This is a genomic window from Flavobacterium piscis, from assembly GCF_001686925.1.
GTDB classification, from domain to species: domain Bacteria; phylum Bacteroidota; class Bacteroidia; order Flavobacteriales; family Flavobacteriaceae; genus Flavobacterium; species Flavobacterium piscis.
This window is the reverse complement of sequence record NZ_LVEN01000046.1, coordinates 162886-174125: the sequence shown is the minus strand read 5'-3', so window position 1 is coordinate 174125 and position 11240 is coordinate 162886. Positions and strand designations below refer to the sequence as shown.

Sequence of the window (11240 nt, the reverse complement as noted above, 5' to 3'; positions counted from 1 at the left end):
TTTATAAAGTTGCTTAGGTACTAATTTTTTAATACTAAATATTGAAAAGGTTGTAGCGTTAATTCTGCACCAACGGTTACGGAAGTTTCGGTAAAAGCATCTTTCCATGTTCCTTTTAATGCAGGGGCAACCAAATAGTTAACCGTTGAATTGGTCAAATTAGAAAGTACCAGAACTTTTTCGGTTTCATTTACCATAGTAAAAGCACTAACAGCATCACTACTGTAACCAGTGTAAGTTCCTTTTTTTAGGGCATTGCTTGTGCTTCTGAAAGCAATTATTTTCTTGTATTCTGCTAACATTGCAGCGTCTGCTGTTGTCCAGTCGATAGGAGTTTTTGCAAAATAATTGAGTCTTTTGTCGTATCCAATTTCCTGTCCGTTATAAATCATGGGAACAGATTTCATATAGGCCGCTACAACAAAAGTGGCTACAGATCCTTTTTTACCGCCAAAAAGTTCCAAAGGCGTTCCTTCTGAAAGATTAACGTCGTGATTGCTGGTGTATCTTACAATTCTGTTTTCAGGGTTGTAATTGTTTGCGTATTCAGTTGCATTAGAATCCTGAAGGGTGGTGGCAGGTTTACTTTCTTTGAAAACTTTTTCTAAAGTGCTAAAGAAATTGAACCCAAAAGTATAATCAAAACCGGATGCAAAGTGCGTCACTTTTGTACCTTCAGCTAACATTAATATCTTTTGATTTTTTTTAATACTTCTCAATTTAGTAATTGCATCAGCCCAAAAAGTCTGCGGTACAAAATCTGCATAATCACATCTGAAACCATCAATGTTTGCATTATAAACCCAGTAAGACATGGCATCAATCATAGCGTCTTTCATTTCAGTGTTATTGAAATCTAATTGTGCAACATCATTATAATTTGTTCCAGGCGGAATGATGATTTCGCCTTTATCGTTTTTTTGATACCAATTGGGATGTTGTGTAATCCAGGCATTGTCCCACGCTGTATGATTGGCAACCCAGTCTAAAATTACAGCCATATTTTTTTTGTGCGCTTCTTCAACCAAGACCTGAAGATCTTGTAAGGTACCAAAATCTGGATTTATGGCTTTATAATCTTGTACGGCATATGGCGAACCTAGTGCTCCGGTAGCTTTTACTTTTCCTACCGGATAAACAGGCATTAAATAAATGACATTTGCGCCCAATTCCTGAATTTCAGCCAGTCTGTCCTGAACGCCTTTTAAGGTTCCAGCCTGACTAAAAGCACGAATGTTGACCTGATAGATGATTGCATCTTCTTTCTTTGGCATTTTGTCAAATGAAACTCCATATTGTGTATAAGGCGAAGGGGCAGTAGGAGTGGAATTGTCATCAGAAGAGCTGCACGAAATAAATGCTAAAGCAAGTACTAAGGCATAGACGATGTTTATATTTGATTTCATATTTTTTTTAATTTGATTAAATAAGTCAGCGTTAAGATAGCCTGCCTTTCGCTCAAAAAAGGCAGGTATCACTCAAACTAATCTAGCTTATTTTAATAATGTTAGATTATTTTTTAACGATAGTACAAGTAGCAGTTGCAGGGTAACCTGAAGATGCCGGGTCTACTTCGTTTATTGTAAATGTTACTTCATATGTGCCTGCTTCTCCAATGGTGTAGGCGCCCTGGTCATCACGATTAATAGTGTTAGTGGCTGGATCCTTTGGTCCGTAATTAACAGCCCAATCGTCATTTAGTCTAAACTTTAAGGCACCCGCAACTAAATTAGCAGTAACCTTCCAAGTTTTAGTTTGATGATCATAGTTCATAGGAGTACTTTTATCCCATCCTCCAGATTGAGCCGTACCAACAATTCCCCATGAATAAGGAGCAAAACTCCATTTTAGCGTATTTAAATTGACTTTGATTTGATAAGAACCTGAACCCGGAAGTGCAAAATCTGTATCACTCATGTTTTTTAAATCTGCATTAGTATCTCCGGCTCCATAAAATTGCGCCCAGTTTCTTGCGGTATTCAACTTAAATCCCGGACCTTCACCAACAGGAACAGTCATATATCCCTGATACACTCCTTTTTGAATTGCTGTTAGCGCAGCTGCAGTTTCTATAGCCCAGCCCTGATAACTTCCCGGCATATAAATTTCGCCAAAAACAACACTTTTTTCGTATGGTGTAACGGTTAATGTGATAGGATTTGAAAAGATTTTTCGATCCATCGCAGCTTCTACTCTGACTGCCAGTTTTCCGGCAACATCTGGTTGGAGACCAAGATCTATAGCTATTTTATTTAAGTCTACACCAATGAATGATTTGCTTAAAACATCTTGTCCAACCTCAATTCTTTTAGCTTTTTGCCAGGCATTAGCGCCGCTTGTATCAGCAATTAAATCAAATTGTATTGCATAAGTAACAGGTGCTTCAACAGGAAACGTTACCTCTGGCCAGGAAACAAGCAGAGCAGTATCATCAGCATTATCTTCTTTGAGAGTTAATGTTGTTGACGAAACTTCAATCGCAGAAGGAAAGCTTACTGCCTTTAATGTCGTTAATTGTCCTTCAGTTTCACATGAAGCAGCTAAAAAAAGCAAACTGCCTAATACGAATAATTTATTTATATATTTTTTCATAATAGTTTTGTTTTTAGTAACCCGGATTTTGTTTAAGTCCACGATTGGCATCTAAAGCTGATGTTGGAATTGGGAACAATTTTCTGTAAGCAGGAGAAGCTGGTCTGAATTCGTTTGCCAATAAAAATTTGTCAAATCGAATCATGTCTTGCCTTCTATGACCTTCCCAGTTTAATTCGAATCCTCTTTCGTTATAAATATCTTCAAGAGTTGGGTTTGAAGCCAAAGCATTTAAACCTGCACGCTGTCTGATGGCATCTACAAAAGGTTTTGCAGCGCCAGAATTTCCTAAACGGACATTACATTCAGCCATCATTAAAAGTACATCGGCATATCTGAAAATAGGAAAATCATTTGATGCTCCGCCACCAGTTCTTGGTGTTGCCGGATAGAATTTAACGTTACGAACTCCTGCCTGCGGATCAGCACCAGGGTTGTCTAAAGAAGCCACCTCAAGTGTATAATTAAATCCTCCCGGTTGCTCGCCAAATAAAAATTGTTTTCTTCGAATATCATTTACATCATATTTCAGAAAGAAATCTTTAGGAACTATTGTACCGTTCCAACCGCTAAATCCGAATAAAGCCTGAGCGTGCGGACCGTATAAACTACGTACCGCATATATATTACGTGAGACTACATCAATAGTGGCAGAAATAGGTAAAATAGTTTCATCTTCGGGAAGGACATCTGCAAATAGTTCATAATATTTATTACCTAATGGAGAAGAAGCATTTGAAGCAGCTGAATGAAGGGCAAAGCCACCTTCGCTCACTTTGTTACAGGCTGCTATACATTCGTTCCATTTTGCCTCTCCGGTATAAACCTGCGCATTCAGATACACTTTTGCTAATAAAGTATAACCAGCCCATTTATTGAATCTTCCGTAATAATTTCCGGCTTTTGTACCGGAAAGCAATTCAACGTTCTCTGTTAATTCTTTTACAATAAAAGCAAAAACTTCCTTACGGCTTGATTGTGGAATTTTGTCTACAGTAACATTATTATCAGTAAAAAACGGAACATCTCCAAAATCATCAATCAACAAATAATAAAAGAAAGCACGTAATACTTTTGCTTCGGCAATTTTTGAAGCATCAGCATTTGATTTTTCTAATAAACTAACCGCTAAATTGGCATTGAAAATTGATTTGTACAACCACTTCCATGAATTTTCGATAATGAAATCCGTTGGGAGCCATTCGTGTTTGTGTAAACGGGCAAAATCCTGCTGCCAGTCCCCCGTATTTCTATGCGGAATCACTTGTTCGTCAGATGACATACAGTTCATATCATACCAGCCATTATCGGCTCCAGCATAACCTACACCAGATGCACCTTCTCTTACGAAGTCACCAGGAATTTGGGCATATACACTTGCAAGTGCAATGTCTGCTCCGGCAGGAGTTCCGTAAAATTCGTCGGCCGGATATTTATCGTACACATTTTCGTTAATATCTGTACAGCTAAAAAGTGCTAAGAAACATACGCTTCCTGCGACTACTATATTTTTAAATTTCATTTCTTTTACTATTTAAATTTTACAGTCAAACCAAATGCAACACTTCTGGTACGAGGATAGATTCCTCTATCACCACCAAAGTTATCTGCAGGGTTTCCACTACCACTAATATTCAATTCCGGGTCAAGACCTGTGTAATCAGTAATCAGTAATAAATTGTTTCCTGTGAGAGAAAGACGAATTGAGTCTACATATTTATCAGCAAAGCGAAAAGTATATCCTGCTGTAACGTTTTCCAGACGAACAAATGAGCCATCTTCTAACCATAAATCAGATGCATATGGTGTAGTATAAATTCCTTCATCAAGCGCGCTTTCCAGCACATTTGATTTACCTAAATTTTCTAATCTGCTTAAATTAGAGCGTAATCCGTTGTAAATTTTATTTCCTCCTGAACCTCTTACTAACATAGAAGCATCGAAGTCTTTGTATCGATACGAAGGATTAAAGGCAAAGGTATAAGTTGGCAGAGCAGAGCCGGCATAATAGCGATCCGGACTTTTTACACCCTGGTCAATAATACCGTTTCCATCACGATCCAATACGGTCTCGACATTGTTTTCGTTTTTACCGGTATGTTCTAAAATGTAAAAGGCGCCGACTGGTTTTCCCTGAACTAAGTAAGAGTTGGCCGCACCCCAGCCTACATAATCAGTGTTTAAAGGAACACCGTTGATGCTTCCTGTTAAATTCAATACTTCGTTTTTCATAAACGATACATTTCCGGCTAATGTAAGAGTGCTTTTTTCTGTCTTTATAACGTCATAGGCGAGAGCAACTTCTAGACCTTTGTTTGAAATACTCCCTACGTTTGCCTTAATTTGATTGTAAGGATAAGGTGGTTGAGGTACTGTATAATCAAACAATAAATCATCTGTTTTAGAGTCGTAAACATCTACACTACCTCTTAATCTATTTTCTAAAAGAGCAAAATCAAGTCCGATATTAGTTTGTTTTTTGGTTTCCCATTTCAAATCAGCATTTGCATTTTGAATAATATTGAAGTTGGTAATTTGAGAGCCTCCAAAATAGGTGTTTCCTGCACTGCCGACTAATGATAATGAAGTCTGCGGGTAAAGCCCCTGCTGATTTCCGGTTTCACCGTATCCAACACGTAATTTCAATTCATTAAACAAATTTTGATTGGTCATAAAGGACTCTTTGTTGATTTGCCACGCAACAGAAACGGACGGGAAATTTGCCCATTTATTGTTTACACCAAATACAGATGAACCATCTCGTCTGATACTTGCCGTAAGTAAATAACGGTCTAATAAAGAGTAGTTTAATCTTCCTAAAAAAGAAACTAAACTTCTGTCATTTTTATAAGATGTTATGTCTCCTGCCTGTACTTTAGACATATCCCCAAACTGAAGCGCATTGTAAGTAGTCTGATCATTAATGAACCCTCTCGCACGGGCAAAGTTACCCTGATATGCCTGGTTTTGCCATTCGTATAAAGCCAAAGCATTAAAACTATGGATTCCGAAAGTCTTTTTGTACGTAAGGCTTAAATTGGTTAGTTTTTCGTTTTGTCTGTTATTTTCAATATTAGCAAAACCTTTCTGGTCGATTGCACCAGCATCTGTTGACTCTACTGGTATAAAAAATCCAGCTGTTCTATTTGTTTTTCTCCAGCTTCCAAACCAGTTCGCCGTAAATCCTTTACCGAGTTCTAAATCGGCTTTTAAACTTCCAAATAAATTGTCATTTTGATTTTCATTGACTACAGTTTGTGCTGCTGCATAAGGATTTAAATATTGAAATACAGTTGGATCTGTATAATAAGTTCCGTCAGTATTAAAAACCGGATCTGTTGGTCGGGATAATAATGAATTTGTTATCAGGTTAGATCTGTAAGCAATACTTCCAATATCCCCAATACTATTGGTAATATTGTTAACTCCGGTATTTAAATTAAAGGTCAGCTTTAATTTGTCATTAAGAGCTAATTGGGTTGCCTGAATTCGGCCAATGTATTTTTGATTGCTTGAATTAATTACAACTCCATCCTGCAAAATAGCAGTTATAGAAGCTCTGTAATTGAATTTATCTGTACCGCCGCCAAATGATAATGTATGCGTTTGTGTAATACCGGTTTGCGTCAAAAGACCATACCAATCTGTATTGGATCCGTGGTTTGCAGAGGCAGGAACACCAATACTTTTAGCAGTTTCCCACCATTGGTTGGCATCCAGCATGTCTAATTTTTTTGGAATAAAATCGATAGAGGTGGAACCTACATATTCCATCGTTGTTTTACCGGCTTTATTTTTTTTAGTTGTGACAATGATAACTCCTGGAGCTCCTCTTGATCCATAAACAGCTGTAGCCGAAGCATCTTTTAAAACATCTATAGTTTCAATTTCAGTAGGCGGAACCTGATTTAATAAATCCATATTCCCCTGAATTCCATCTACAACAACTAAAGGATCATTTCCTCCAATTAAGGAAGAGATACCACGAATACGAACACTAGGTCCTGCACCTGGCTCGCTACCCGTTTGCGTGATATTTACACCGGCAGCTTTTCCTGAAATTAATTGTAATGGATTTACAATTGCACCCTGATTCATGTCTTTTGCTGCAATTGAAGAAACGGCTCCTGTAACATCTTTTCGGGCTGTAGAACCGTATCCAACTACAACAATTTCCTGTAAGTCAGTAGCATCCGGAATAAGCTGTATGTTGATCACACTTTGATTAGCAGTTACTCTTTTCTCTTTGTATCCAACAAAACTCACGATAATTACAGCAGAAGTGCTTTCAACAGTAATTTTATATTTTCCGTCAAAATCGGTAACCATACCATTTTTTGTTCCTTCTTCGAGAACAGAAGCTCCTGGTAGAGGCAGACCGTTTTCATCAGTAATAATACCGGAAACAGTTTGTTTTTGATAATTAATGGTTTCCGTCTTAAGCGCCGGCTTTTTTAAGATAATTTGAGTGTCTCTAACTTTAAATTCAGTTGGAGTTCCCTTAAAAAGCTTATCTAAGACAGTATTTATAGGCTGATCTTTTACAGAAATAGAAATGATACGATCTAAATCGATATCATTCAGTTTGTAAATAAATCTGAAATCTGTTTTTTGTTCGATGGTCTCAATAACCTTTTCGATTGTTGAATTGTTTAATTCAAGAGTAACTTTTGTTTTTTGGGCATAAGTATTCCCTCTAATATTAAACATGGCGACCAAAATAAGTAGTGTAGTTAGTTTCAATTTTAGGTCATTTTGGAACACTCGGTATAGAAACCCAGTATTCTTTGATTTTTTTTTCATAATTTTGTTAATTGATTGTAGTTAATTCGTTATATTCAATCACTTAGTTAATCGGAAATTGTTCGCAGCTCTTTCCGATTTTTTTATTTTAGTATTTTCTCATCCTGTTTTTTCATTGGTTTTAGTGGTTATTTAATTAGTATTTGATTGTTTTTTATGGTGTAATGAATGCCATGAATATCATTAAAATAGCTCATCACATTTTCGATAGATTCTTCTTTAAAACTTGCATTGAATTTCTCATTCGACAGTTTTTCATTTTTATTTACAATAGTTACATTGTAGCGTCTTTCTAATTTGGTTATGATGTTTTTGAAAGTCATATTCCTAAAAGTCAGTCCGCCATTGATCCATGAAGTAAAAATGTCAGTGATAACAGGTTTTGTAAAAATCAGGTTACTTTGTTTGTTGAAACTTCCTTTAAATCCTGGTTTTAAAACCGTATTTTTATTAGCATCAAATTCTTCGTTTACATTATACATTCCAACTGAACCTTCTACCAAAACAACATCTGTTGCAACATCTTCCGGATAATTGGAGACATTAAAATGTGTTCCTAACACACGCACATTCAAATTATCTGCATTTACAATGAAAGGATGTTTTTTGTCTTTGGCGACATCAAAAAAAGCTTCTCCTTCTAAAAACACCTGTCTGTTTTCACCAGCAATAAATTTTACAGGATATTTTAAAGTGGTACCTGAGTTCAAATGAACAATCGTTCCGTCAGACAATTGCAATTGAAACCTTTTTCCATACGGAATTTTAATGGTGTTGTAAGCGATTTTTTCTAAATCAGAATTATTGTCGTAAATGATTTTATCTCCATCCTGATTTCCTACTATATTGCCGTCGGCATCTCGAACTTCAACTTTATTATTTTCAGAGATAATCTGGATATTTCCATTTTCTAACTGCAAAACAATATCAGTACTTTTAAAATCAAATTTTGATTCAGCTTTAGTAGTAAATGCTCCTTTTTGATAGGCAAGACCAATTCCTAATAAAACAACTACTGAGGCAGCAATCGAAATGTATTTTCTGAAATTTGATTTTTTAGGATGTAATTCAATTGTAGTTTCATTTTCTTTTGATGCAGATAAAATGTTCATGAAAATGTCATCAGCAGTTTGCTGATTCATTTTTGGCATTTCGTCCAAAAGATTTTGAATATCCTCTACAGTTGGAAAATCTTCTGTAAGTTGGTTTTTTTTGTAATAGGCAATTACTTCATTTGTTTCCTCAGGGGTACATTGGTTTAAAACAAACTTTTGTAAAAGACGTTGCATTTCAGAATTTGAATTCATTAAGAATTATTTTTAGGTCCGGGTTTTATATAATACAGTTGAAAGGAAGTGGAGTACTACTCAAACGTTATAAATTTTTAAATTTTAACATTCTAATGGAAGGGAAAAACTTGTGAAGTATTGATTTTGTTGAGGTTTTTGATTGAAGAATATTTTTAGTTTTTTGGAGAAATCGCGTATAGAAGTAGCGAACTGTATGATTTAACCGCAAGGTTCGCAATGTGTTTTACGCAAGGCTCGCAAAGTTTTCAAAATATGAAAGCTTCAAAATGAATATATTGCTTTGCGAACCTTGCGTAGATCCTCGCGCTCGTTGCGGTTAAGCACAAAAAAAAATCACCCGGAAAGAGTGATTTTAATGGTTAAATGTGGTTTTTTGGTTTAGATAATTTCGTCATGAACTTGAAAAAAGACCCGCATCGATTCTAATGCTTTACTCATTTGGTTCCTGACTGTATTGATTGAGATGCCGAGTTCCTGACTGATTTCTTCGTAACTCATGCCTTTTTTTCTTGACATCTTAAAAATTTTCTTTCGTTTTGGAGGCAATTGCTCCATGGCTTCTTTTCGGAGCTTCTTGCAATCAGCTTCGCGAATCGAATAATCACCATAATCATGAGATTTCTGACTTTCATAAAAAATGGCTTCTTTAAGTAATGCATCATTTGCTGCTTTATTCAAAGAATTAAAAGCCTGATTTCTGGCAATTGTAAAAATATAGGCTTTAAAAGATTGTTCCGGATTTAAGTTTTCGCGATGTTGCCAAACTTTCATAAAAACATCCTGAACATTCTCTTCCGCAGCTTCTTTAGATTTTAAAAGGCTAATACTATAACCATAAATATCCTGATGGTATAAATCAAAAAGCTGACGAAATGCTTTTTCGTTGCCATTTTTGAGTTCACTCACCAATAATTTGTCGCTATGGTTCTTCGCTTCTAACATTAATTTAATTAGTCCTTATTTAAATCTAATTATATTATGATACTATCAAAATTGATACTCTAATTTGCTGATGGGTTAGCAAATATATAAAAATATTATTCGCAACAATTTTTATTAAAAAAAACTTAATTCTATTTTTTTTAATAAAAATTATGCTGAATACCAGTAAAGTCAATGGTAACGCGCTTTTTATCAGTTCAATATGTTTTTGACTTATATTTTTAAAATTAATTATTCAGATCAATATTTATTGCGAATATTCTTATTTGTATCTGTAGATAATGATGATTTCATAATTAAAGTGCAAAAAAAATCCTTTTACCTTTCTGAGGAAGAAAGATAAAAGGATAGTATAACGAATCGTACTGATTTTGTGATTTAAAAAATTTATTAGTTTTTCAGGTCTTTAATTACTTTAAAAGCAACATCAACCTGGTCTTCTCCCACTAAAATGGTGAATTCATTTGAAGTCGAAATTACTTCATTAATAATAATTCCTTCCCATGCCAAACGTTGAAAAATGAAGTAGTAAATACCAGGAACAACAATGTTTTCTTTCGGTAATTTTACTGTTATCGAAGCGAGATTATCTAATTTCTGAATTAGTTTTTCGCGCATAAAATGTTTTTCAACCAAATGATTTACACTGCTGCTAACCACAATATTGGTCTCGTTTACACCACGAGATGAGGTGTAAAAAATATCAGATAAAGCATTAATATCAGAAATTAAATCAGCTTGTTTGTTTAAAACCGTTTCAGAAGCTGCAAAAGTGTAATCCGTCAATTCAGAGCGAACCGTAATTTCACCAATATTCTTAATTACTTTATTGATTTTATGGTTCAGTTTAAAATCTAATTCTTCCGTGAGTCGTTTCAACGACATTACAACAGCACCTTGTTTCACCTCTTTGCCAAATTCACTTTCTAATTCGGTCATAATGTTCCGTGAAAGCGACGTCAGGTTGATGATTCCAAGCGATAGCGCATTTAATAAAAAAGGTTTTGTTTTGATGTAATTTTCGACGATTGAAGAAACGGTTTTCATAATTTTTTTTCTTTTTTTTTTGTAACTTAATTGTGTGGTTTAGTTAATAGGGGATGTTATAAATTCCTGCAAATATAAATAAAAAAACAATTTGTTACAAATATAACAATAAAAAATTATGTTAAAAATGATAAAAAGCATCTGTAAGATGTTCAATTGCAAATGTTTCGCCATTTTTATGGATGGCTATGATGTCAAATCTTATATTTAAATCATCACAAAAATCCTTTTCCCTATCGTTTATGTAGGCATTTACTGCTTTTATCAGAAGTTGAATCTTTTTTGGTTTCACAAAATCTTGTGGAGCACCAAAATCTAAACTCGATCTTGTTTTTACTTCGACGATGGCTAAAATAGATTCTTTTTGTGCTATAATATCAATTTCGGCTTTTTGAAAAGTCCAATTTCGATCTAAAATTTTATACCCTTCTTTCCGAAGAAATTCTACGGCCAGTTCTTCCCCTTTTTTTCCAAGTTCATTGTGTTCAGCCACTTTTAAGTTATGAGTTTTGAGTTAATAGTTATGAGTTTGTTTTGCACGCAAAG

8 protein-coding genes are annotated in these 11240 nt (G+C 35.0%); all 8 read right to left on the bottom strand.

What is annotated here, in order from left to right; genetic code table 11:
* Positions 1–20: 20 nt before the first annotated feature.
* The 8 genes from FLP_RS21865 to FLP_RS21830 all read right to left on the bottom strand — a co-directional run bounded on the left by FLP_RS21865 (position 21) and on the right by FLP_RS21830 (position 11187).
* A complete protein-coding gene (locus FLP_RS21865) occupies positions 21–1406 on the bottom strand; it encodes an alpha-amylase family glycosyl hydrolase (RefSeq protein WP_065451621.1) in 1386 nt (461 codons plus the stop codon).
* A gap of 106 nt (positions 1407–1512) precedes the next feature.
* Positions 1513–2592, bottom strand: a complete 1080-nt coding sequence (locus tag FLP_RS21860) for a SusE domain-containing protein (protein WP_065452005.1) — start codon at positions 2590–2592, stop codon at positions 1513–1515.
* Between the two features lie 13 nt (positions 2593–2605).
* Positions 2606–4114: a RagB/SusD family nutrient uptake outer membrane protein gene (locus FLP_RS21855; RefSeq protein WP_065451620.1), complete on the bottom strand. Its 1509-nt coding sequence runs from the start codon at positions 4112–4114 to the stop codon at positions 2606–2608.
* A gap of 8 nt (positions 4115–4122) precedes the next feature.
* Positions 4123–7335 carry a TonB-dependent receptor gene (locus FLP_RS21850; protein ID WP_243397602.1) on the bottom strand — a complete coding sequence of 1071 codons (3213 nt, stop codon included), beginning with the start codon at positions 7333–7335 and terminating at the stop codon, positions 4123–4125.
* A gap of 188 nt (positions 7336–7523) precedes the next feature.
* Positions 7524–8702 carry a FecR family protein gene (locus FLP_RS21845; protein WP_065451618.1) on the bottom strand — a complete coding sequence of 393 codons (1179 nt, stop codon included), beginning with the start codon at positions 8700–8702 and terminating at the stop codon, positions 7524–7526.
* A gap of 381 nt (positions 8703–9083) precedes the next feature.
* Entirely contained in the window at positions 9084–9647 is a 564-nt protein-coding gene (locus FLP_RS21840) for an RNA polymerase sigma factor (protein WP_065451617.1), read from the bottom strand.
* 390 nt (positions 9648–10037) lie between these two features.
* Complete coding sequence (locus FLP_RS21835; RefSeq protein ID WP_008466087.1) at positions 10038–10694, bottom strand: hypothetical protein; 657 nt, start codon at positions 10692–10694, stop codon at positions 10038–10040.
* Between the two features lie 121 nt (positions 10695–10815).
* On the bottom strand, positions 10816–11187 hold the full coding sequence (locus tag FLP_RS21830) for a YraN family protein (RefSeq protein ID WP_065451616.1): 372 nt from the start codon (positions 11185–11187) through the stop codon (positions 10816–10818).
* Positions 11188–11240 lie beyond the last annotated feature (53 nt).